Below are 23,050 nucleotides of genomic sequence, written 5' to 3'. Positions count from 1 at the left end.
CTGCTGTTTTTCCTCGGCGTACCGATTCCGATCATCATCCTGATCGCCCTGTTCGTGCACTGATTGCTCGACTGAGGCCTATGCCTCGGCCGTTTCCACCTTCGGGTGGAAGCGGCTTTTTGCTTTCTGGCGATCAACAAGGGGAGAATCCGCGTCGGCAACGGGGCGGCCGTTGCGCGCATGTTTTAAGGATGAATACGTTGAACAAGCAAGCAATCAAACGAAAAGTCGTCGAAATGCTCGATAGCGGGCATTCCAGAACCGCAACCTTCAAGGCGCTTTCGGGTGGCAAGGTCAAGGATCGAGTGCTGGCGGGCTGGATCGGGGCGCATCCGGATCCCGCCCTGAGAAAACGACACGCCGTTAAAGTCAACATACTGGTCGCACTGATGGGTATCTGGGGACTCTTCGGGGCGATAGCCGGGCTTCTTCAAATCAATGACGGCGGCATCGCTATGGCATTGACCATGGTGTTGATTATTGGCGTGATTCCGCTCTTGTTTGCGTGGGGCTTTTACAAGGGCATCGCGGTGGTTTACACAATCTATGTCACCTTCACGATCAGCCAGATTCCTCGTGAATTTTACGGCTTCAGTGAAGAGCCCATGTCGACTCTGCTTGGCGTGGCGTTCATTCTGGCCATGGTGTTCTACGCCGGCTGGGTCAAATGGCTGTTGTTTCCGGACCTCGCTTTGGTCGGTACAAGGAAGATCAAAGGACAGTTCGTCTTCTCCAATTGATCGTTGGACAATCCAACCGCTTTCACTGGCCTGGATCAATATTTCCTCTGGCGATATCACCTAACGTAAATGATCCAGGCCTTTGCTGAGGTATGAACTACAGTGCTTCACGCGCACCTTGTTGCGCTGACGGAGTACCCGCGTCGACGCCCCATCACAGCAACAATAAACGCGTCGACACGGTGTAGTGCAGCAAGGAGCTGACACCACCTCAACCGAACCTTCACGGATGAACATTGCAATGCACTGCCAAGAAAGAACTTTCGATATCCAGCCGTTGGCGCAGGCGGATATGAGCGTCCACATCAACGGTCAAACGGTCACCGCTGCTATCGGCGAAACCGTCCTCAGCGTCATTCAATCCCTCGGCGTACGCCAGATTGCCCGCAACGATCACAACCAGATCACCGGCGCCTACTGCGGCATGGGGGTGTGCCAGTGCTGTCTGGTGAAAATCAATGGCCGGCACAAACGCCGCGCCTGCCAGACCGTGGTGCGCGACGGCATGCAGATTGAAACCCAGGTCAACCGCATCACCGCGCAGGAGGTCGTATGAGCCTGCAACCGGTGATCGTCGGCGGCGGCCCGGCGGGGATGGCGGCGGCCATCGAACTGGCGCGCCACGGTGTGCGCTGCACCTTGCTCGAAGAAGCTTCACGCCTTGGCGGCGTGGTCTATCGCGGGCCGCTGCGTGACGGCGTGCAACTGGATTATCTCGGCCCGCGCTACTCCGAGGCGCTGGGCAAACTGCACGGTGATTTTCAGGAGCAGGCCGGGCTGATCGACGTGCGCCTCAACCATCGCGTGGTCGGCGCCGAAGGCACCCGCGCGCTGGTGGTGCTCGATGGCGACGAGCAACTGCACGAGATCGAGTATCCGCAGTTGCTGTTGGCTGCCGGTTGCCATGAACGCAGTGTGCCGTTTCCCGGCTGGACCTTGCCGGGCGTAATCATGCTCGGTGGTCTGCAACTGCAAATCAAAAGTGGTGTGGTCAAGCCGCAGGGGCCGGTGATCATCGCCGGCACCGGGCCGTTGCTGCCATTGGTGGCGACACAACTGCATGCGGCGGGCGTCAGCGTCGCGGGCGTGTATGAGGCGTGTGCGTTCGGCAAGATCGCCCGGGAAAGTCTGGCGCTGCTGAACAAGCCGCAATTGTTCCTCGATGGCTTGAGCATGCTCGCCTACCTGAAATTGCACGGTATCCCGATGAATTACGGCTGGGGCGTGGTCGAAGCCCACGGCGAGGGCGAGCTGAAAAGCGTCAGCGTCGCGCCGTATTCGGCCACGTGGGAACCGGACATGAGTCGCGTCGAGCGCTTCGAAGCCAAGACCCTGGCGGTTGGCTACGGCTTTATTCCACGCACCCAACTAAGTCAGCAGATGGGCCTTGATCACGGCTTTAGCGACGATGGTTATCTGCGTGCCAACGCGAACGTCTGGCAGCAAAGCAACGAAGCCCACGTGCATCTGGCTGGCGACATGGGCGGGATTCGCGGCGGTGAAGCGGCGATGCTCGCCGGCAAGATCGCCGCAACCTCGATTCTGCTGCAACGCGGCGTGCTCGAAGAGGAATTGGCCCGCGTGCGCCGCGACCGTTACTTGAGCAAGCTCAAAGCCATCGTGCGCTTCCGCGCCGCCGTCGATCGCTACACCGAACGCGGCGTCGGCCAGACCGCATTGCCTGCCGCCGACACGGTGATCTGTCGCTGTGAACACTCGACCCGCGCTGACATCGACCTGGCGCTGGAGCAGGGTGTGCAAGACATCGCCAGCCTGAAAATGCGCACCCGCGTGAGCATGGGCGATTGCCAGGGACGGATGTGCGTCGGCTACTGCAGCGATCGCCTGCGTCAAGCGACCGGCCGCAAGGATGTCGGCTGGCTGCGCCCGCGTTTCCCGATCGATCCGATTCCATTTTCCGCGTTCCAGTCCGTCGGCACGGAGGCCGCTAGCCATGAGTAAGTTCTATGACGTGATAATTGCCGGTGGCGGCGTGATCGGGGCGTCCTGCGCCTATCAACTGTCCAAACGCAAAAACCTCAAAGTGGCGGTCATTGATGCCAAGCGCCCCGGCAACGCGACCCGGGCTTCGGCCGGTGGCTTGTGGGCGATCGGTGAGTCGGTAGGCCTCGGCTGTGGGGTGATTTTCTTCCGCATGATGTCGGCCAACCGCAAGCGCGAAACCCAGGGCGCGGCAGTGGCGGTGGACGCGAGCACGCCGCACATTCTGCCGGAGTCATTCTTCGATTTTGCCTTGCAGTCCAACGCGCTGTATCCGGCGTTGCACCGTGAGCTGAAAGACAACCACGGGATGGATTTCAAGTTCGAAAAGACCGGGTTGAAATTCGTTATTTATGACGACGAAGATCGGCTCTACGCCGAGCATATCGTCGGCTGCATCCCGCACTTGGCCGATCAGGTGCGCTGGCTCGATCAGGCGGCGTTGCGCGAATCTGAGCCGAGCGTCAGCCATGAAGCACGCGGGGCGCTGGAGTTTCTCTGCGACCATCAAGTCAGCCCGTTCCGCCTCGCCGACGCCTACATGGAAGGTGCGCGGCAGAACGGCGTCGACATCTTCGTCAACACCAACGTCACCGGCGTGTTGCATCACGGCAGCCGCGTGACCGGTGTGCAGACGGCCGAGGAGGGCGTGTTCCACTGCAAGACGCTGATCAACGCCAGCGGTGCCTGGGCGGCGGATTTGAGCGAATGGGCCACGGGCATTCGCATCCCGGTAAAACCGGTTAAAGGCCAGATTCTGCTCACCGAGCGCATGCCGAAAATCCTCAACGGCTGCCTGACCACCAGCGACTGCTACGTGGCGCAGAAGGACAACGGTGAGATCCTGATCGGCAGCACCACCGAAGACAAAGGCTTCGACGTCACCACCACCTACCCGGAAATCGCCGGGCTGGTTCAGGGCGCGGTGCGTTGCCTGCCGGAACTCAAGGACGTCAATCTGAAACGCACCTGGGCGGGATTGCGTCCGGGCTCGCCGGATGAGTTGCCAATACTCGGGCCGATGCGTGGGGTGGAGGGGTATTTGAATGCCTGCGGGCATTTCCGCACCGGGATTCTGACGTCGGCGATTACTGGCGTGCTGCTGGACAAACTGGTCAATGATGAGCCGTTGCCGCTGGATATCACACCGTTTCTGGCGGACCGGTTTGAGGTGGCACCGGTCAAGCAAGCGTTGGAACTGGAACTGGCCTGACCTTGGCAAGATGATCGTTCCCACGCTCCGCGTGGGAATGCCTCAAGGGACGCTCCGCGTTCCAGCTTGCGAATTGGAACGCAGAGCGTCCCGGGCTGTATTCCCACGCGGAGCGTGGGAACAATCGGGTGTGGCTCAGGTTTGGCGGGATTCTTCTTCGAGTTGGTCGGATTCGAACAACCGCGCCAATTCCGCACGGGCTTCCTGGGCGGTTTGCAGGACTTTCGCCGCGTCGTCGTAAATCGCGTGTTGCGCCTCCAGCACCTGTTCGTCGTGATGCTTGAAGCGCTTGATCCGCGCATCGGCCTGGGCCTGGGTCAGACCAAGTCCCACCAACGTGCGCCGGCTCATTTCCAGACTCGAATAATAAGTCTCTCGAATCGCCTCCGCGCCGACGTCAACCAAGCGGTGCACATGCTGACGGTTACGCGCCCGGGCGATGATCTTCATGTGCGGATACAGCTTGCGCACCACCTCAGCCGTCTTAATGTTGGTGTCTGGATCGTCGGTGGCAATCACGAAATATTCCGCCTCGCCAACCTTAGCCGCATTGAGGATTTCCGGGCGCATCGGGTCGCCGTAGAACACCGGCACCCCGCCGAAACTGCGCGACAGCTCAATGGTTTCCACCGAGGTGTCCAGTGCGACGAATTTGATGTTCTGCGCTCGCAGAATCCGCGCCACGATCTGGCCCATCCGGCCCATGCCGGCGATCACCACACGCGGGGTGTCAGTGTCGATCTCACGGTATTTCTCCGGCACTTCCACCGGCTGCACTTTCGGGCTGACCAGTCGCGCACAGATCAGCAGCAACAACGGCGTCACCGCCATCGACAGGGTGATGGTCAGCACCAGCAGGTCATACAAACGCGGTTCGAACAGGCCCTGATCACGACCGATCTTGAACACCACAAAAGCGAACTCTCCACCGGCCGCCAACACGATGCCAAGACGAATCGCACTGACCTTGTTCAAGCCACCGGCCAGACGCCCGACGACGAACAGCAGCGGCAATTTCAGCCCGATCAACAGCAGCGTCAGCCCCAACACAGTGATCGGCGCACTCAGCAGCAAGCTGAGGTTGGCGCCCATGCCGACGCTGATGAAAAACAAGCCGAGCAGCAAGCCCTTGAACGGCTCGATCTGCGCTTCCAGTTCATGGCGATATTCCGAATCCGCCAGCAGCAAACCGGCGAGAAACGCCCCCAGCGCCATCGACACACCGACCAGATCCATCAACCACGCCGTGCCAATCACCACCAGCAACGCCGTGGCCGTCGACACTTCCGGCAGACCGGTTTTCGCCACCACGCGGAACACTGGACGCAACAGATAACGCCCACCGACCACGACCACCGCGATACCGCCGAGAACTTGCAACGCGTGATTCAGACTTTCGGCGCTGCTGGTGTCGTGAGCGCCTCCGGCGAGCATCGGCACCAGTGCAATCAACGGGATCGCAGCGATGTCCTGAAACAGCAGAATCGCAAAAGCCAAACGCCCATGGGGGCTGGTCAACTCTTTGCGCTCGGCGAGGCTTTGCAGACCGAACGCCGTCGAGGAAAGGGCCAGGCCGAGGCCCAACACAATTGCACTGTTCAACGGCTGGCCAAACACCGACAGGGCCAGCACGCCGATCACCGAGGCAGTCAGCAGCACCTGCGCCAGACCGACGCCGAACACCGATTTGCGCATCACCCACAGGCGTCGCGGCGACAGCTCAAGGCCGATGATGAACAGAAGCAACACCACGCCCAGTTCGGAAATGTGCGCCACGCTCTGCGGATTGCCGATCAGGCCCAAAACCGAAGGGCCGATAATCACGCCGGCAAACAGATAACCGAGCACGGCACCCAGTTGCAGGCGTTTGGCCAAAGGCACGGTGAGCACGGCCGCGAACAGAAAGACGACAGCGGCTTGCAACAGATTGCCTTCATGGGGCATGGGGGGTTACTCCTGACAACGGTACGGCGGGGGTGACAAGGATAAGGGTTACAAAGACCTATAGGCCACTGGAGATCCAATGTGGGAGCGAGCTTGCTCGCAAAAGCGGAGTGTCAGCCAATAGTGTTTTCACTGACAGATTGCATTCGCGAGCAAGCTCGCTCCCACAGGGGTTCTGATGTCGAGTCTGTAATAAATTGCATCAATTGGTTACATTTATAGCCTAAGCAAATCAATCCCCCGAGTCCCGCCATGGCCATCAACTTCGACCTCAACGACCTGCAAGCCTTTCGCGCCGTGGTCGAGCAGGGCAGTTTTCGCAAGGCCGCCGACACGGTGCGCCTCTCGCAACCGGCGTTGAGCCGGCGCATCGAGAAGCTTGAAGACGCCCTCGGCGTAAAACTCTTCGAGCGCACCACACGCAAGGTCAGCCTGACCCAGGCCGGGCGCGGATTCATGCCCAGTGTCGAGCGTTTGCTCGATGATCTCGACGTGGCGTTGCTGGGCATCAGCGAAGTCGCATCGACGCGCCTGGGCCACGTTACCGTCGCTTGTGTGCCCTCGGCGGCGTACTACTTCATGCCCCGCGTGGTCGCGCGCTATCACCAGCAATTTCCGCGCATCAAGGTCAAAGTGCTCGACTCCAGTGCGCACGATGTCTTGAGTGCGGTGGTCAATGGCGAGGCGGATTTCGGCTTGAGTTTTCTCGGCACGCAGGATGCCAAAGTCGAGTTCGAACCGCTTGTGCAGGAGTGCTACGTCGTCGCCTGCCGGCGCGATCATGCGTTGGCCGGGCGCAACAGCGTGAGCTGGGACGAGTTCTATCAGCAGGATTACATCTCGCTCGACAAGACTTCCGGCAACCGCTTTCTGCTCGATCAGGCCTTGAGCAGCGTGGTGCCGCAACGTCCGAGCATCTGCGAAACCCGGCATGTGACGACGATGATCGGTCTGGTCGAGGCGGGGTTGGGCGTGGCGGCGGTGCCGCTGATGGCGATGCCCGGGCCGGATCATCCGATCCTGACGCGGGTGCCGCTGACCGACCCGCAAGTGATGCGCAGTGTCGGCATCATCAAGCGCCGGGGTCGCACGTTGACCCCGGCGGCATTGGAACTGGAGCGGCTGGTGGTGGAAATGAAGGTCCAGCCGCCTACGATCAGCGCTTGACCGAATCCAGCCCGGTGGCTCGCACGTCTGCTTGCGCGGCCGGTGCGGCGAGGTAAGCGAGCAAGGCTTTGGCCTCTTCTGGATGCTGCGCGCCGACCGGAATCCCGGCGGCAAATCGCGTCACCGACTGCACCGACTCCGGGATCTTCGCGACGAAACTCACCCCCGGCACCGGCAGCAATTCGCTGACTTGCTGGAAGCCCAATTGATAGTCGCCAGTGGCAACCACCGAGCCGACCGGGATTTTCACAATCATTTTGGCCTTCGGTTTCAGCTGATCTTCGATGCCCAATTTCTTGAACAACTGCTGTTCGATGTAGACGCCGCTGGCGCTGTCGGAGTAGGCCACCGATTGTGCGTCGAGCAGGGTTTTCTTCAAGGCGTCGACGCTGTTGATGTCCGGTTTCGGCGCGCCTTCACGCACCACCAGGCCGATCCGCGAATCTGCCAGCTCAACGCGCGAGGTGGGGTCGACCTTGCCTTGCTTGATCAGGTCATCGAGGGCGTAGCCGACCATGATCACCACGTCGGCGTGTTCACCGCGCGCGAGGCGATTGGGGATCGCTTCGGGGGCTTTGCCCATCGATGGGCCAAGGCTGGTGGTCAATGTGTTGCCGCTGGTGGCAGCGAATTTCGGCCCGAGGATTTTATAGGCGGCAGTGAAGCCGCCGGAGGTCATCACGCTCAATTCTTCGGCCTGGGCCGCGAGGTTGAACGCGAGACCGGCGAGCAGGGCGGTGACAGTAAACAGTTTTTTCATGGCGAGTTTTCCTCAGGCCGCGACAGGTTGCAGACGACCACCGGCACGGCGGTACAGATAAAGAGTGGCGCACAAGGCACACAGCGCACCGATGCTCATCCAGTAACCCGGCGCGGCTTTATCGCCGGTGTACTGAATCAGGAAGGTCGACATCGCCGGAGTGAAACCACCGAAAATCGCCGTGGCCAGGCTGTAGGCGAGGGAGAAACCGGCAACGCGCACTTCAACCGGCATGATCTCGGTGAGCGCCGGAATCATCGCGCCGTTGTACAAGCCGTAGATAAACGACAGCCACAACAGCGACAGCAACATGTGGCTGAAGCTCGGCGCCTGCACCAGATACGACAACGCCGGATACGTCGTGGCCAGGGCCAGCAGCGACATGGCGATCAGCACCGGACGACGGCCGATACGATCCGACAACATGCCGCCAATCGGCAGCCAGAAGAAGTTCGACACACCGACCAGCAAGGTCACCAGCAACGCGTCGGAGGTGCTCAGGTGCAGCACGGTTTTGCCGAAGGTCGGTGCGTACACGGTGATCAGGTAAAACGCGGTGGTGGTCAGCGCGACCATCAACATGCCACCAAGTACCACGCCCCAGTTCTGACCGAGGGTGCGGAACACTTCGCCCATGCTCGGGCGGTGTTTGCGTGCGGCGAACTCTTCGGTCTCCGCCAGATTACGCCGCAGCACAAAGATGAACGGCACGATCATGCAGCCGACGAAAAACGGAATCCGCCAGCCCCAATCGGCAATCACATCCGGCGCCATCCACGCGTTCAAGGCGTAGCCCAGCGCAGCGGCGACGATGATCGCCACTTGCTGACTGGCCGACTGCCAGGCGGTGAAGAAACCTTTGCGACCCGGCGTGGCGATCTCGGCGAGATACACCGACACACCGCCCAGTTCCGCCCCGGCCGAGAAGCCCTGCAGCAAGCGCCCGATCAACACCAGCGCCGGTGCAAACAGGCCGATGCTTTCGTAACCGGGCACCAGCACAATCAATATCGTGCCGCTGGCCATGATCGACAGGGTGACGATCAAACCTTTACGCCGGCCGACATCATCGATGTACGCACCGAGCACAATGGCGCCCAGTGGACGCATCAAGAAGCCTGCGCCGAACACCGCAAAGGTCATCATCAGGGAAGCGAACTCACTGCTCGCCGGGAAGAACACCGCCGCGATTTGCGTGGCGTAGAAGCCGAACAGAAAGAAGTCGAACTGTTCGAGGAAGTTGCCCGAGGTCACCCGGAAAATGGCACCGGCCCGCGAGCCGTTGTGTGGGATTGAGGCTGTCATAGAAAAGTACTCCACCGCTTTTATGACGTGCGCGACGGGAGGGCGGCGCACGGTTTTTATTGAGGCGGATGGTGGCGCAGGTGTAACGAGATGTTAATTGCATTATTGGCATGGATTGATGTGCAAAGTGGATCAATGGTTTTTTTGGGGACAAATCCATTGTTGCGGTAACGGCTGCTTATGGTTTCGCCTGACGGCGACTCACTCGTTGGTTTGGTGGTGTGGCTACCCCTCACCCCAGCCTTCTCCCGAGGGAGAGGGAGCCGATTTCGGTCGGTTTTGAAACTTGCATTCGACTCGGAATCGCACGTCGGCGCACTTCTACCAAACACCTCGGTCAGTCCCCTCTCCCTCCGGGAGAGGGAGCCGATTTCGGTCGGTTTTGAAACTTGCATTCGACTCGGAATCGCACGTCGGCGCACTTCTGCCAAACACCTCGGTCAGTCCCCTCTCCCCCCGGGAGAGGGAGCCGATTTCAGTTGGTTTTGAAACTTGCATTCGACTCGGTACCGCACGTCGGCGCACTTCTGCCAAACACTTCGGTCAGTCCCCTCTCCCTCCGGGAGAGGGCTAGGGTGAGGGGCTCTTGATTTTGCTTTTGTCTCCAGGACCCCCGAATTCCAATGACCTCTAGCGGCCACCCCCGGTAAAAAAGGAATGATTCCCGCCCCACGCAGTCGGAGTTGAGGTACTACCCAATTCAGGAGGTTCACCGATGAACAGCAAAACCCTAATCGCCAGCCTGGCCCTTGTCGCCGGCATCGCCGGGATCAGCCCACTTGTTCAAGCGGCGCAAACCTCAAATGAACAGGCCGTTCAATCCCCGGTCAGCGACCGCGAACTGAAGGTCAACGACCGCGCCCCGGATATTTATCAGCGCAGTGAAAAAGCCATCGACTGGAAAGCCAAGGGCCTGAAAAAACCTGTTGATCAGGCGCAGTGGGTACAGATCAATGATCAGTACGTCATGGTGATGATCACCAACGGGACGATTGTCGAGATGAAACCGGTCCCGCGTTAAACCTCCGGCAATAATCAGCCATGGACGGTTGATTGCAATCGAGCGCCGTTCGGGTAAAACCCTTGGGGCGTTTTGGATGTTGGGAAGTCAGGAGCAACACGTTGGAAAAGAAACCGCTGTATCGCAAAGAAAACACCACCGCCCACAATGTCTGGCGCAACAACCCCGGCGGGCACTACCGCGATCAACGAAACAGCAAAGCGCAAAGCCGAAGCGAGGCCACGCGCGGCTCGATGCATGGCATCAAACACCACGGCTACGACTACACGCCGTTGTTTCGTTTTCTGTTATCCCGCGTCGGCGGTCATTGGGATGAGATTTTCAGCGAAGCAGTATCTCGCCTTGATCGGCCAGAGCCGGTGTTCTGGATGGTTGCCATCCATGAAGAGGATCGCGAGGACATTGTGCGACTAGGCGAGTCGGCCTACTTCAACGGCCTGTTCGTCGATGAGGAAAAGCAGCTGCAAATCGTCAACCCGCAGTTGACTGCCGAAGATATGAAACCTCATTGCCGTTGCTGCACGCATACCTTCAATGGTGTTCCGTTTGGCCTGCCCGCAGACTGATTCGGCTATTCAATGCGAACCTGATTCATCACCTGCCCACCCCCCAACCGATACTGATTATTGCCACTGCGCTTGGCCTCATACATCGCCAGATCGGCAATGTGCAGCAAGCGGTCCATAGCCGTCGCATGATCCGGAAACACCGCCACGCCAAGGCTGGTGCCGATGTGGCGCTGGTCGTTGCCGATGCTGATCGGGGGCGACAGTTCGATGAAAATTTTCTGGCAGATGCTGCGGGCTTCGTCCTGCAAACTCAGGCTCGGCGCCAGACCTTGCAGGATCACCACGAACTCATCGCCGCCAATGCGCGCGACGGTGTCGGTGGCGCGCAAGATGCGTTTCAACCGTGTTGCCGTAGTGATCAGCACCCGGTCGCCGGCGGCATGGCCGTAGCGATCATTGATGGTTTTGAAACCGTTGAGGTCGACGAATACCAGTGCGACGCGGGTCTCGGTCTGCCGCGCGTGATCCAGCGCTTCGGACAAGCGTTGCTCCAGTACCAAGCGATTGGGCAGGCCGGTCAGCGGATCGAAGTGAGCGAGGTGTTGCAGGAAGCTGGCCGAGGCTTTTTCTTCGGTGATGTCGCGCACCACGCCCATCATCTTCACCACCGCGTCGTGGTCGTTGCGCACCACGTTGCCGGTTTCCCGCAGCCAGCGAATCGTGCCGTCCGGCCAGACCACGCGGTACTCCTCATCATGGTTTTCACCAGTCTCCAGGCAGCGCAGTTCGCCCTCGCGCACCTTGGTGCGGTCGTCTGGATGGACGCAGGAACAGAACAGCGCATAGGACGGCGTGATCTCGCCGATCTTGAACCCGAACATGCCGTAGATCGCATCCGACCAGTACAGCCGATCTGTGTCGACTTCCCAATCCCAGGTGCCGATGCGCGCAAAGTACTGGCTACGCTTGAAGCGCTCAACGTCGCCGTCCTGCTGAATGTGTTGGCCATCGGCGGCCCGTCTCAGCAGATCCCGGTACTGCGCGAGCTGCCTGCGCAAACCGCGTTCGCGCCACAGCAGCAGGGCGATGATGGCCAGCATGATCGTGCCCACGGCAAGGCTGATCCAGAACAGAGTCATTCGGGCGCTGCCAGCATGTCGGGTCGATCCGTGGAGTAATGGCGGTTGGCTATGTTAATGCTTCAATACTCTGTTCCGATACCACGTTGATCTGCGCTGGCAGGTTGCCAATTACCGGCAATTCTGGGAAAACGGCTGCCGGCTGAACAATAGAGTGAATGTTATGAATGATGAACTGCAGGTAATCGATCTTCAGGTCGGCGAAGGCAAAGCCGCCGTCAAAGGCGCGCTGATCACCACCCAATACACCGGATGGCTGGAAGACGGCAGCGAGTTCGATTCTTCCTACAGCCGTGGCAAACCTTTTCAGTGCGTGATTGGCACCGGGCGGGTGATCAAGGGTTGGGATCAGGGCTTGATGGGCATGCAGGTGGGGGGCAAACGCAAATTGCTGGTGCCTGCGCATCTGGGGTATGGCGAGCGGACGATGGGCAAGATTCCGCCGAACTCGAATCTGGTGTTTGAGATTGAGTTGTTGGAAGTGCTGACGCGGGAGGATTGAGGTAACGGGAATGTTGGTTTGTTTGGCACTACTCAGGCTTAAGCGTTGTGTTTAGCCAGACTTACAATTCAATTACTACAATGTAGCCCGCGAAGAAAGATGCCTGCGCGGGCTTTTCTTTTGATACTCAGGTCTTAAAGCCCGGCAGTCCATTTGCATGACAATGGTCGCCTACAGTACGTGTCACGCCATCTGCTGAATCATCCTCGTCAGCCTCTGGATAGAACAGTAAGTCGCTACCAGATGGATGGGGGACAATCTTGTTGAAGTGATCGACAAGTTCACCCCGTTCATCCTCGGTTTTTGCATCTTCAATCGCCTGAATCAAAGCCTTGAACTCTTGTTCGGTGTAGTCAGCTAGATTGTTCTTCAATTCCATTACTCAACTCCCCTGTGAATGTCGATATGGCGTCTTGGGGTAACGACATTGATATTGTCCGTATCGTACACCGCACCACCATCCTTGATTAGTTCGATGTGGTGGAGTTCGAATGCGATTCGTTTTCCTGCGTGTCCGGCTCTCGGTGTTACAGGTGCTAACCCATTCAGCATCCCTTTCAAATTGCGATCGTTGAACTGCTGACTTAGGTCCGGGTCTTTGGCTACCAGTTCCCAAAAGGCTCGACGGAAGGAATCGAAATCCGTGAATTCCCGTCCCCTCAGTTGGTCTGCGATCTGTGAGGGAACAGGTACGCCCAGCCCTGCACCAGCGCCGGCCAGCCAAACGCCTATCACATCCTGTCCTTGGCCTGTAACAGTGCCTGGCTTTCGACGGACGTTCATCACGATGTAAAGCGGCAGTACCCCCGAGTCAGCTGGGAACACCAGAATGAAATCTTTATATTCCGGCGGGTAGATGGGGTTGACGATGATGCTATCTGCTTTTTCAGACTGCGGATAAATCCATATCTGTGGGGCTTGAGGTGCACCTTCCAGTGACGGAATCCCTGTCGTATTCGATGGGTCAACGGCAGGCGTCCAGATCAGCGTTACACCATCGCCAAAGTCTGCCACCTGCTGAGAGCCTTGCTCAACGAATTGCACAACGGGGATCATCTCCCAGTCGGTGCGTTTCTGAGTGTTATACCCGTATCCCTTTAAGGTGCCATCGGCCCGCTGTTCGACATGCAATCGCACACGGGTGCGACCTTGTTTGAGGGATTGAAGCTGTTCTTCTGTGTACAGGCTGCTATCGCCCAGACTGGAAGGCCACAGCAATGCGACAAAGCCTGCTAACGCACCAGCAGCTACACCAGCAACTCCACCTGTGGCTGCGGTAGTACCTACACCCGTTGCAGCACTACCACCAGCAACAGCGGCACTCGCAGTGCACAGGCCACCACATGACGCGCCAGCAGTTGCGGCCGCCCCACTTAACAGGAGAGTTCCAAGCGTTGCCGGTATTGCACCGCTTACCTTCCTGAGGGGGATGTTTCCATTTGCGTCCGTCTCTCGGCCACCTAGGATGGTAAGTTCGCCAAAGTTACCGACCTTCTCGACGGGGATAAATCCGGCTGGCGTCTTGTGATCAATCACGCCGTCTGGAAGGTCACAACTCTTGGCAAATACACAGCCGAACGTGTTGGGCTTGGTGTCCTTTTTGGAAGGGAGGTCTTTGTATTCAGCCCAGCGTTGTGCATGGGTATCAACAGGTTCAACGCCGCTATAGCGGTAGTTCTTTGGCGGGTTGGGTACATAACCGCTCATGAATCATCCTTGTTCGTCCTTGGGGTTCCTGTCTCTAACCGGGCAGTAACTCTTTGGGAGCTAAGGTCTCAAATGCTGTGCCGAAAACTCCCTGTATTCCATGTCGTTTTCTAACGGGGGGCGAAGGATAAAGGGTTCTGGAGGGGCTTTGAATGGTGGCTCCGGGCTATCTTCACCATTATGAATCAATGATTTTTTGAATTTTGTAAATGAATGGAGCTTCCTTGGGATATCAGGTGAATACGTCTATGTCGTCGAGCGTGTCTTCAATGATCCCTTGCAGCGAAGCATGGGTTCGCTTGGCTGATTCGAGTGCCGCAAAAACTGTTTCAGTATCCACTTCGCCATGTCGGCGAGCGATGTGCCCGAGCGCAGTAGTCGCAGCGGCCACAATTGCTTCGGTTTTGCTGGGGAGGTATTTCAGACAGATGTCCTGAGCCCAGTTTCTATCGGTTTCATTCAGGCCTATTGATACGAGTGCGGCGATTACGTTTGCATCCGTGTCACTGGAAAGGAGTCTTATGGCCTCGTCATGGCTTATGGATGGATTTTGATAGATGAGGCCCATTGCCGAAGTTAACCCCTGATGCCGATAAAAAGATCGAGTTCCGATGGCAGTTGTTCGTTAATCGCCATGCCGATTTTTTGAGCTTGATCGAGTGTCAGCAGCCATTCGCCGTCGGGACTTTCGTCAGGGCTTTTCCAACCCATTGCAGCCAAAACTGCCGGTTCAAATTTCGGCCCAACTGTAAGTTCGTATTTTAAGGTGTCGTCTTCGTCGTCACCTTTTAAGAAACCGCTAATCCATAAAAACATCTGTAGCTTCCTGTCTGCCTCACCCATTGGAGTGGCTGGTCTGACGGGGGAGTTCTCTCGTGAAAGCGTGCGCCTCAACTTGGCCAGCAGGCGCATATTGGCGGCGTCCTGCGGTGTGTCTTCCAGTGCATCCCAGACACAAGAGAAGCTTTGGAAGCGGGGATGATGTTCCTTCATGGTTTAAGCCTTCCTGGTATTTGGCTTTCAGATATTCGTCCGCAGAAAGAACGCCATCGCGAGCAGGCTCACTCCTACAGTGGGTCGGCGGTGTACTCAAATACCATGAGCCACCACCGATCCAATGTGGGAGCGAGCCTGCTCGCGAAGAACGATCACGCGGTCAATCAGGCCGCATGCGACATCTCGGCCAGTGTGTCGGCCACGGTTCTTTGCAGTGAGGGGAACCGGCGGGTCACGCGGCGCAGTGCGGGTAGCACGGCGTCGATTTCCAGTTCATCGAGTTGGGGTAGGACGGTGACGGCGGAGGCGACGATGGATTCGCGTTCGCTTTCGAACAGCACCAGGCAGGCGTTCTGTGCCCAGCGTCCGTCCCGTTCGTTGAAACCCATGGCCACCAGTGCCGCGACGACTTGTGCATCTGTTTTATTGAACATGGTTATTGCCTCAGGGCGGGGTCGATTTTGTCGAGGGCGCGGTTGACCGCGAGTTCGCCGAGCATGACCACTTGCTGGATGCCGAGCACGGTGTTGCGGTAAGGCGAGTCGAGCAGGGCGGCGAAGTCGCTGAGCATGACGCTGGCCGAGGCCATGGATTCGCAGGCGTGGGCCATGAGGTCTTCGGCGCCGGTGTTGGGGTCGACAAGGAACATGGTGCTGGGTTTTCGCGGTGGCGCTGGGGGAGTGGGTTTCAGGTAGTGGTCGAGGGCGCGTTCGGCGGCTTCGTGGAGTTTTCTGGAGCCCGGTTCGGAATAGGGGGACGTTGGATTTTGATCAACTTCCGCATCTGTTTCGGGCGGATTCGGCGTTATTTTGAACATATGCTGGGGAACCTCAATGAGGCTGACACCGTTCTGCGACTAAACATTAGGTGGCAGCTATACGCAGGTTAGTCGACCGGCATCCCAAGCATTACCGGCGCGCTCGAAAGCGCCCTGCGCACAGCCGCCATTGAGTGCAGGCATGGAAATGCCAGACTGAATAACAACTCGCGAACTTGAGAAACAACCGAGCGACTAAACCCGATCACTGACCCTTCAGTGACGCGAACCAAGTTACCGGCAGCCTCCAAGCCGCACAAGCCGGCGGATTCTGGCGTAGTTGTAGGCAAAGGCGCAAGGCGCTGTAGCCTCATGGCTGATGTCTAAATGATGCTGCGTTTTACCCGGCGCTTTCGCGAGCAGGCTCGCTCCCACCTTTGAAATGCGTACCCCCCCGTGGGAGCGAGCTTGCTCGCGAAGGCGCCTGCAAAATCACCTCAGGATTCAACCCGCACGCCCCGCCCAAACCGCTCCCGATACACCGACGGCGGCACACCCACGACCCCACGAAACGCCACACGAAAACTCTCCACCGACCGATAGCCACAGCGCTCAGCAATCTGCTCGGTGTTGTCCGGCGTACTCTCCAGCAACTCCCGTGCCCGCGCCAACCGTTCATGCTGCAACCACGCCTTCGGCGACTGCCCACTTGCCTCGGTAAAGCGCCGCAGAAACGTGCGCTCACTCATCGCCGCTTCGCTGGCCAGATCACGCACTTCCAGTGGTTCATGCAAACGCTCGCGCGCCCATTGCATCACCCGCGACAGATCGTTGCGCGGCGTCGGGCTGACCGGGGTCGGAATAAATTGCGCCTGACCGCCGGTGCGTTGCGGCGACATCACCAGGCGCCGCGCCACCGAGTTGGCGACTTGCGTGCCGAAGTCACGCGCCACCAGATGCAGGCAGGCATCGATGCCGGCCGCGCTGCCGGCCGAGGTGATCAACTGACCGGAATCGACGTAAAGCACATCGGCATCAACCGCAATCGCCGGGAAGCGCTGCGCCAGTTCCGCCGTGTAGCGCCAATGCGTGGTGGCCCCGTGGCCGTCGAGCAAACCGGTGGCCGCCAGCACAAACACCCCGGAGCAGATCGACAGTAACCGCGCACCCCGGGCATGGGCCTGGCACAGCGCGTCGACCAATGCTGGAGGCACCGCCGCGTTACGGTCGCGCCAACCGGGAATGATGATGGTGCGCGCCTCGGCCAACAATTCCAGACCGCCATCGGCCAGTACCTGAATCCCGCCCAAAGCACGCATCGGGCCTTGATCGACTGCCGCGATGGCGTGGGTGTACCACGGGAAATCGAACTCCGGCCGGGTCAGGCCAAAGACCTCCACGGCGATGCCGAACTCGAATGTGCAGAGGCCGTCGTAGGCCAGAATCGCAACCAGACCTGGTGATGTCGGCATTTGGCGGAAAATTCCCGGTGAGTGTCTTGTGCGCCACTTTAGCTGCAAGCGACCGCTCGATAAAGTCTGTTCACACCCGTTCAGATAAAGGAGCAACCCCCATGACCAGCCTCGTTCGTGACATCCCTGCGGCACCGTCGGCGATCGCCCTGATGCACTTCAGCAATCGTCTGACCTTCGAGACCGATTGTTCCGACGTGTTCAGCAGCCAGGAGGCTGGCGAGATTGATTTTGTCCTGGTCGACGTGCGCGGGCCGCTGGCCTTCGAGCGCGGGCATGTGCCGGGCGCGATCAATATTCCGACGCGATTGCTCAAGGCGGCAGGGCTGGCGAACTACCCGAAAACCACGCTGTTCGTGGTCTATTGCGCCGGCCCGCACTGCAACGGCGCGAACAAGGCAGCGGTGAAACTGGCGGCGTTGGGTTATCCGGTCAAGGAGATGATCGGCGGCGTGACTGGATGGCTGGATGAAGGTTTTCAATTGAGCGTTGAGCAAGTCGGCAAAACCGCCATCGGCTGCGAATGCTGACGTTCGTTTAGGAGAATTCCTGAGCAAAAAAAGCGCTTGTCCTACAGCCCTTGCACCACGACGGCGCACCCGTTGACCCCGGTCAATCGGTGCGCCGATCTTTCATAAGTATTTGTCGCTTAAACACAATTTACCCTGTGCGCGCCGCCATAGACTGCCGGCCACTTCGGTTTTTGTAGCCAGTTGGCCATGACCGAACGCTGAATCGAAAGCTGCCAATAAAAGCCTCCGCACACAGGAGTTATAAATGAAGAAGCTAGTGATGTTCGGTGCCCTGGCACTGTCGATGTTGTCCCTGACCGCCGTGGCCGAAGACGTCAAGCCGATCCGCATCGGTATCGAAGCCGGTTACCCGCCATTCTCGATGAAAACCCCTGACGGCAAACTCACCGGTTTCGACGTCGACATCGGCGATGCGCTGTGCGCGCAGATGAAAGTCAAATGCACCTGGGTCGAGCAGGAATTCGATGGCCTGATCCCGGCGCTGAAAGTGAAGAAAATCGACGCGATCCTGTCGTCGATGACCATCACCGACGACCGCAAGAAAAACGTCGATTTCACCATCAAGTACTACCACACCCCGGCGCGATTCGTGATGAAGGAAGGCTCCGGTGTCAAAGACCCTCTGACCGAGCTCAAGGGCAAGAAAGTCGGCGTGCTGCGTGCCAGTACCCACGACCGTTACGCCACCGAAGTGCTGGTGCCAGCCGGGATCGACCTGGTGCGTTACGGTTCGCAGCAGGAAGCCAACCTCGACATGGTTTCCGGGCGTATCGACGCGATGCTGGCCGACTCGGTCAACCTCAGCGACGGTTTCCTGAAAACCGACGCGGGTAAAGGTTTTGAATTCGTTGGCCCGACCTACGAAGACGCCAAGTACTTCGGCGGCGGCGCAGGCATTGCGGTGCGCAAGGGCGATACCGCGCTGGCCGAGCAATTCAACAAAGCCATCACCGAAATCCGCGCCAATGGCGAGTACAAGAAAGTCCAGGACAAGTACTTCGACTTTGATGTGTACGGCCATTAATACGCCGTAGAAAAAAGTGGCCCCGTTTGCGCGGTGGCCACTTTTTTTGCGCTCTGATAAAACCACAGGGGATCAGTGTGATCCGGAAATTGGAGATTTTCCCATGCAACGCATCGACCATGTTCTGCCCTGGAGCCACTTGGGCAGCGAGCGCTCTCTCAGCGTGTTTCGCTATGGCGCGGGCACCCGCAAGGTGTACATCCAGGCCAGCCTGCACGCCGATGAACTGCCGGGCATGCGCACCGCATGGGAACTCAAGCAGCGCCTCAACGCGCTGGAACAGCAAGGCCGTTTGCAGGGCGTGATCGAACTGGTTCCGGTGGCCAACCCGATCGGCCTCGATCAACATGTGCAAGGCGCGCACATGGGCCGCTTCGAACTGGGCAGCGGCAAAAACTTCAACCGCGCCTTCGTTGAACTCAGTGCACCGGTCGCGGCGTTGATCGGTGAGCGTCTGGGCGCGGACGCCGAGGCCAACGTTGCGCTGATCCGCCAAACCATGGGCCAAATATTCGAGGAGCTGCCGGCGCCGGCTTCGCAACTGGAAGCGTTGCATCGTTTGTTGCTGCGCCATGCCTGCGATGCCGACATCACCCTCGATCTGCATTGTGATTTTGACGCGGCGATTCATTTGTATGCGCTGCCGCAGCACTGGCCGCAGTGGCAATCGCTGGCGGCTCGTTTGAAGGCCGGCGTGGCGCTGCTGTGTGAAGATTCCGGCGGCAGTTCGTTCGATGAATCCTGCTCGACACCGTGGCTGCGTCTGGCACGGGCGTTTCCGAATGCCGCAATTCCGGCGGCGAATCTGGCGACCACGCTGGAACTGGGCAGCATGGGCGACACCCGGGTCGATCAGGCTCAGGCCAATTGTGAGGCGATTCTCGGTTTCCTTGCCGAGCAGGGTTTCATCAGCGGCGAATGGCCGGCGGCGCCGGGCGAGTGCTGCGAAGGTCTGCCGTTCGAGGGCACCGAATACCTGTTCGCACCGCACCATGGCGTGGTGAGTTTCCTGCGCGATGCTGGCGAGTGGGTGGAGAAGGGCGATGCGTTGTTCGAGGTGGTCGATCCTTTGCAGGATCGCGTGACCACCGTGCGCGCCGGCACCAGCGGGGTGTTGTTTGCGCTGGATCGCGGGCGTTATACCGAGCCGGGGATCTGGCAGGCGAAAGTGGCGGGGCGGGTGGCGTTTCGTACAGGGAAACTGACTAACGACTGACGGATCTTTGTTGGATTCAACGGCGCTTTCGCGAGCAAGCTCGCTCCCACAGGGGAATGCATTTCCAATGTGGGAGCGAGCTTGCTCGCGAAGGGTCCATCGGCAGCACCCAACATTTGGATCCTCGCCGCAGGATGTTAGGCTCCCCCCCCCGAACCCGACACTCTGTGAAAGGAAGGCTCTATGTTGAAGGTCTTTGCTCTCTTGACCCTGCTGGCGTCCACTGCCGTGCAGGCGCAAATCACGCTGCAATCCGATCTCCCGCTCAAGTACATCGAACAGGTTCACGCCGACGCCGAGGCGCGTCCGTTGGTGATTTTTCTGCACGGCTACGGCAGTAACGAGGCCGATCTGATCGGCATGAAATTTCAGCTGCCGGCGCAATACAACTACCTGTCGGTGCAGGCGCCGTTGTCGTTGGGTGAAGGGCGTTTCCAGTGGTTTCGCAAGAAAGGCGAAGGCGCCTACAACGGCGAGACCGATGATCTGAAGGTCAGTGGCCAGAAGCTGCGCGACTTTATCGCGCAGGCGGCGCAGAAATATCACACCACCCCGAGCAAGGTGTACCTGATCGGCTTCAGCCAGGGCGCGATGATGACCTATGAAGTGGGGCTGCGGCCGCCCGTCGCCGTCGGTGGGATTGCGGCATTGAGCGGGCGTTTATTGCCAGTGTTGAAGGCTGAACTCAAAAGCGAACAGCAGCCGTTGCCGCTGAACATCTTTATCGGCCATGGCACGGCCGATGATCCGGTGCCGTATAGACTCGGCACCGAGGCCAACACGCAACTCCAGAAACTCGGCTACAAACCGCAGTTCCACGCCTATCCCGGCGTCGGCCACAGCATCAGTGCGGCCGAGCTGCGTGACTTGAACGGCTGGTTGCAGCAGCTCAATCCTTGAGGATGGTTTTCACCAACGCATCGTGACCCTTCTTGTCGCTGGCGCGGGAGATCACCTGCACCAACGCCATCTTCGTGCCGGAGCCGGCCATCAGCGTGGTGTTGAGGGTCTGGCCACCGCCCTGGGTCGCGGTGCTGTCGACCTGACGCAGGCCAAGGCCTGTGCCTTTTTGGGTCAGGCTCTTTTCGCTGAGTTTGTTGAAGTCCGGCAGGGCCTTGCGCTGGTCGTCGATGAAACTCGCCACGCTGCCGTCGAGGAACTGCCCGTCGTTGTCCTTGACGTGCTGGCCTTCGGGAATCTTGTTTTCAGCGGTAATGACCACGGTTTTTGTGGCCTCGTTGGTGTACATCGTGCCCGTGGTCCCGCTCGGACTGGTCGGCAGCGGGTCGGCGACGAAACCTTTAGGCAGGACAAAAGTAAACTTGCCCTCGAGCATCGAGACTTTCTCGGCGGTGGCTTTTTCCTTGGCCGCTTGCGCGTGGAGGGCGCCGAAACCGGCGAGGGCCGCCACCAGCAGGACGACGGCTTTTTTGCTCAACAATGACATGTGAATCTCCGGTGGATGGTCGCGCGAGGCGGGCGATCATCCCACGGAGGGGGGCGGGCGTTCCAGCGTGAATCGTCTGAGCGGTTACTGCGCCTGCGCTTTCGCCAGCGGACGGGCCAACAGGCGTTTGGTCACGCCGAGCATGGCCACCGACACCGCAACGCCGACGGCAAAACCGCTCAGGCCCATGCTTGGCAAGGTCAGCGCCGAGACCAGACAAAACGCCGAAAACGAATACATGCCGGTCGCCGTCGCCCGTAACAATGCGGCGGTAAATGCCGGGCCGCGAGTCTGTTGCGAGAACACCGCCATCACACTGCCGAGTACCGGGAACACCGCGAGCAAACCGCTCCAGCGCTCGCCGACGGTGCTGGCGAGCATCGTCACCACCAGCGTCAACGCGGCGCCGGCGATCATCCGCCAGATCAGTTTGTCCGACTTCGGCGCCGGGCCGTTCAACACCGGTTGCACCGTGGGAAACAGATACGGCGATGCCAGCAACGCAATCGCCGCCGCCACCACAGAGAATGGCAAGGACGCTGGAATCAATGACAGCACCCAAGCGATCACGGCCCAGACCGACAACGACGCGGTCAGCGCCAACGGCCAGTTCGCCCGTTGCGCGACCTGCGCGTAGGTGATGCAGAACGCAATCATCGCGAACATCGCCGATAACGCCGCCACCGCCGACTGCGCGGCAAACGCCGAACCCTGCTCGATGGCGAGGAAAAACAGAATCGGCCCGACCACCACCGGCAATCCCGACAGCCACCCGGCCACACTCGGCCCCCAACGTTTGCCCGCCAAAGAAATCAGCAGCAGAAAACCGGGAATCAGCAGCAGTTTGAGGATCAGCACGCAGGTGTCTCCATCCGTTGAAGGTGCGCCACGTTAGCATTGTCGATCGGCGATTGCTGCCTATGTGCGCAGTTTTTGTATACAAAGTGCCGAAAGCGATAGCCGGCTATGCTCTGATTATCAGGGCTTGCCGGAGTCGATGCCGCGATGAACAGAACACCAAAGGTGTTGCGAGGATGCTGCGGCATCGGCTTGTGGGCGCTATTGCTGACGCCAACCTGGGCCAATTGGCAGGACGCCGTGCCCGGTGCGCAGATCATCGGCACCGGCGATTACAGCGTGTTCGGTTTCGATGTCTACAACGCGCGCCTGTGGAGTGCCGCGCGGCCCTTGGTTGACGGCCAGCCCTTTGCGCTGGAGTTGATCTACCGTCGCAACATTTCCCGCGACGATCTGGTCAAGGCCAGCGTCGACGAAATCAAACGTCTGGCCAATGGCCGCGTCAGCCCGGCGCAATTGGCCGGGTGGCAGATACAGATGCAGCAATCGTTCGTCGATGTGCAGGCTGGCACGCGGATTACCGGCGTATATCTGCCTGGGCAGGGCGCGCGTTTTTTTGTCGGTCAGCAATTGCAGCACGAGATTGATGACCCGCTGTTTGCCCGGGCGTTTTTTGCTATCTGGCTTGATCCGCGCACGCGCAGTCCCGAGTTGCGCGAACAGTTATTAGGTATGAGCCAATAGATTTTTTTGCGCTTCAAGGCTCAGGCGGAAACCTCTAAGCTGCGTCTTTCCGACT

The 23,050-nt window shown here is 59.1% G+C and carries 26 protein-coding genes; 13 read left to right on the top strand and 13 right to left on the bottom strand.

All coding sequences use genetic code 11. The features are described 5' to 3' along the window. Positions 1-200: 200 nt before the first annotated feature. The 4 genes from ACZZ0G_RS00255 (at position 201) to hcnC (ending at position 3,954) form a co-directional block, all read left to right on the top strand. Positions 201-740 (top strand): hypothetical protein, encoded by a 540-nt coding sequence (locus tag ACZZ0G_RS00255; RefSeq protein ID WP_463554885.1) that lies wholly within the window; start codon positions 201-203, stop codon positions 738-740. Between the two features lie 241 nt (positions 741-981). After that, positions 982-1,296, top strand: coding sequence for a cyanide-forming glycine dehydrogenase subunit HcnA (gene hcnA / locus ACZZ0G_RS00250; protein WP_463554884.1), 315 nt, complete (start codon positions 982-984; stop codon positions 1,294-1,296). Beyond that, complete coding sequence (gene hcnB, locus ACZZ0G_RS00245; RefSeq protein ID WP_463554883.1) at positions 1,293-2,702, top strand: cyanide-forming glycine dehydrogenase subunit HcnB; 1,410 nt, start codon at positions 1,293-1,295, stop codon at positions 2,700-2,702. Before hcnA ends, hcnB begins: the two co-directional genes overlap by 4 nt. Next, positions 2,695-3,954, top strand: coding sequence for a cyanide-forming glycine dehydrogenase subunit HcnC (gene hcnC / locus ACZZ0G_RS00240; RefSeq protein ID WP_463554882.1), 1,260 nt, complete (start codon positions 2,695-2,697; stop codon positions 3,952-3,954). The genes hcnB and hcnC overlap by 8 nt, the downstream gene beginning before the upstream one ends. Before the next feature lie 135 nt (positions 3,955-4,089). Here the strand turns inward: hcnC and ACZZ0G_RS00235 are convergent, their stop codons facing one another. After that, complete coding sequence (locus tag ACZZ0G_RS00235) at positions 4,090-5,898, bottom strand: monovalent cation:proton antiporter-2 (CPA2) family protein (RefSeq protein ID WP_463554881.1); 1,809 nt, start codon at positions 5,896-5,898, stop codon at positions 4,090-4,092. Between the two features lie 252 nt (positions 5,899-6,150). On the opposite strand from ACZZ0G_RS00235, the gene ACZZ0G_RS00230 reads away from it, so the two are divergent. Continuing rightward, entirely contained in the window at positions 6,151-7,065 is a 915-nt protein-coding gene (locus ACZZ0G_RS00230; RefSeq protein WP_463395710.1) for a LysR family transcriptional regulator, read from the top strand. Here ACZZ0G_RS00230 and ACZZ0G_RS00225 read toward each other — a convergent pair. Continuing rightward, positions 7,055-7,825 carry a substrate-binding domain-containing protein gene (locus ACZZ0G_RS00225; protein WP_463554880.1) on the bottom strand — a complete coding sequence of 257 codons (771 nt, stop codon included), beginning with the start codon at positions 7,823-7,825 and terminating at the stop codon, positions 7,055-7,057. The genes ACZZ0G_RS00230 and ACZZ0G_RS00225 overlap by 11 nt on opposite strands. Positions 7,826-7,837: 12 nt before the next feature. After that, entirely contained in the window at positions 7,838-9,130 is a 1,293-nt protein-coding gene (gene tcuC / locus ACZZ0G_RS00220; protein ID WP_463554879.1) for a tricarballylate/proton symporter TcuC, read from the bottom strand. Positions 9,131-9,845: 715 nt separating this feature from the next. On the opposite strand from tcuC, the gene ACZZ0G_RS00215 reads away from it, so the two are divergent. Together ACZZ0G_RS00215 and ACZZ0G_RS00210 are read left to right on the top strand one after the other, a co-directional pair. Beyond that, positions 9,846-10,151, top strand: coding sequence for an RcnB family protein (locus tag ACZZ0G_RS00215; RefSeq protein WP_122598649.1), 306 nt, complete (start codon positions 9,846-9,848; stop codon positions 10,149-10,151). Between the two features lie 101 nt (positions 10,152-10,252). After that, positions 10,253-10,717 carry a hypothetical protein gene (locus ACZZ0G_RS00210; protein ID WP_463554878.1) on the top strand — a complete coding sequence of 155 codons (465 nt, stop codon included), beginning with the start codon at positions 10,253-10,255 and terminating at the stop codon, positions 10,715-10,717. A gap of 5 nt (positions 10,718-10,722) precedes the next feature. Here the strand turns inward: ACZZ0G_RS00210 and ACZZ0G_RS00205 are convergent, their stop codons facing one another. Then, entirely contained in the window at positions 10,723-11,799 is a 1,077-nt protein-coding gene (locus ACZZ0G_RS00205; RefSeq protein WP_463554877.1) for a diguanylate cyclase domain-containing protein, read from the bottom strand. Positions 11,800-11,962: 163 nt separating this feature from the next. Between ACZZ0G_RS00205 and ACZZ0G_RS00200 the strand changes: the two genes are divergently transcribed. Then, positions 11,963-12,301, top strand: a complete 339-nt coding sequence (locus ACZZ0G_RS00200; RefSeq protein ID WP_053121462.1) for an FKBP-type peptidyl-prolyl cis-trans isomerase — start codon at positions 11,963-11,965, stop codon at positions 12,299-12,301. Positions 12,302-12,428: 127 nt separating this feature from the next. Here the strand turns inward: ACZZ0G_RS00200 and ACZZ0G_RS00195 are convergent, their stop codons facing one another. From ACZZ0G_RS00195 to ftrA, 7 genes are all read right to left on the bottom strand, one after another. Next, on the bottom strand, positions 12,429-12,680 hold the full coding sequence (locus tag ACZZ0G_RS00195; RefSeq protein ID WP_463554876.1) for a bacteriocin immunity protein: 252 nt from the start codon (positions 12,678-12,680) through the stop codon (positions 12,429-12,431). Further along, positions 12,680-14,008: an S-type pyocin domain-containing protein gene (locus ACZZ0G_RS00190; protein WP_463554875.1), complete on the bottom strand. Its 1,329-nt coding sequence runs from the start codon at positions 14,006-14,008 to the stop codon at positions 12,680-12,682. The genes ACZZ0G_RS00195 and ACZZ0G_RS00190 overlap by 1 nt, the downstream gene beginning before the upstream one ends. A 232-nt stretch (positions 14,009-14,240) precedes the next feature. Beyond that, positions 14,241-14,576 (bottom strand): hypothetical protein, encoded by a 336-nt coding sequence (locus ACZZ0G_RS00185; protein WP_463554874.1) that lies wholly within the window; start codon positions 14,574-14,576, stop codon positions 14,241-14,243. Positions 14,577-14,584: 8 nt separating this feature from the next. After that, positions 14,585-15,001, bottom strand: a complete 417-nt coding sequence (locus ACZZ0G_RS00180; RefSeq protein WP_463554873.1) for a pyocin S6 family toxin immunity protein — start codon at positions 14,999-15,001, stop codon at positions 14,585-14,587. A gap of 167 nt (positions 15,002-15,168) precedes the next feature. Beyond that, complete coding sequence (locus tag ACZZ0G_RS00175) at positions 15,169-15,438, bottom strand: hypothetical protein (RefSeq protein ID WP_463554872.1); 270 nt, start codon at positions 15,436-15,438, stop codon at positions 15,169-15,171. Between the two features lie 2 nt (positions 15,439-15,440). Then, complete coding sequence (locus tag ACZZ0G_RS00170; protein ID WP_457465102.1) at positions 15,441-15,821, bottom strand: DUF6124 family protein; 381 nt, start codon at positions 15,819-15,821, stop codon at positions 15,441-15,443. A gap of 437 nt (positions 15,822-16,258) precedes the next feature. After that, complete coding sequence (ftrA, locus tag ACZZ0G_RS00165) at positions 16,259-17,233, bottom strand: transcriptional regulator FtrA (protein ID WP_463554871.1); 975 nt, start codon at positions 17,231-17,233, stop codon at positions 16,259-16,261. 101 nt (positions 17,234-17,334) lie between these two features. Here ftrA and ACZZ0G_RS00160 point away from each other — a divergent pair, with 101 nt between their 5' ends. The 4 genes from ACZZ0G_RS00160 (at position 17,335) to ACZZ0G_RS00145 (ending at position 20,906) form a co-directional block, all read left to right on the top strand. Continuing rightward, the gene (locus ACZZ0G_RS00160; RefSeq protein WP_463554870.1) at positions 17,335-17,763 is read left to right on the top strand and encodes a rhodanese-like domain-containing protein; all 429 of its coding nucleotides are present in this window, start codon (positions 17,335-17,337) and stop codon (positions 17,761-17,763) included. Between the two features lie 247 nt (positions 17,764-18,010). Continuing rightward, complete coding sequence (locus ACZZ0G_RS00155) at positions 18,011-18,790, top strand: ABC transporter substrate-binding protein (protein ID WP_463554869.1); 780 nt, start codon at positions 18,011-18,013, stop codon at positions 18,788-18,790. A gap of 103 nt (positions 18,791-18,893) precedes the next feature. Further along, positions 18,894-20,006: a succinylglutamate desuccinylase/aspartoacylase family protein gene (locus ACZZ0G_RS00150; RefSeq protein ID WP_463554868.1), complete on the top strand. Its 1,113-nt coding sequence runs from the start codon at positions 18,894-18,896 to the stop codon at positions 20,004-20,006. Between the two features lie 183 nt (positions 20,007-20,189). After that, positions 20,190-20,906 carry an alpha/beta hydrolase gene (locus tag ACZZ0G_RS00145; RefSeq protein WP_463554867.1) on the top strand — a complete coding sequence of 239 codons (717 nt, stop codon included), beginning with the start codon at positions 20,190-20,192 and terminating at the stop codon, positions 20,904-20,906. Here the strand turns inward: ACZZ0G_RS00145 and ACZZ0G_RS00140 are convergent. Both ACZZ0G_RS00140 and ACZZ0G_RS00135 read right to left on the bottom strand, forming a co-directional pair. Continuing rightward, complete coding sequence (locus tag ACZZ0G_RS00140; RefSeq protein WP_463554866.1) at positions 20,896-21,453, bottom strand: DcrB/PsbP domain-containing protein; 558 nt, start codon at positions 21,451-21,453, stop codon at positions 20,896-20,898. The genes ACZZ0G_RS00145 and ACZZ0G_RS00140 overlap by 11 nt on opposite strands. Positions 21,454-21,537: 84 nt before the next feature. Further along, positions 21,538-22,311, bottom strand: a complete 774-nt coding sequence (locus ACZZ0G_RS00135; RefSeq protein ID WP_463554865.1) for a hypothetical protein — start codon at positions 22,309-22,311, stop codon at positions 21,538-21,540. 147 nt (positions 22,312-22,458) lie between these two features. Here ACZZ0G_RS00135 and ACZZ0G_RS00130 point away from each other — a divergent pair, with 147 nt between their 5' ends. Next, entirely contained in the window at positions 22,459-22,995 is a 537-nt protein-coding gene (locus tag ACZZ0G_RS00130) for a chalcone isomerase family protein (protein ID WP_463554864.1), read from the top strand. Positions 22,996-23,050 lie beyond the last annotated feature (55 nt).

Source organism: Pseudomonas sp. AC169, from assembly GCF_979258515.1.
The sequence above is the reverse complement of the archived record's forward strand: the minus strand, read 5'-3'. Positions and strand labels throughout refer to the sequence as shown.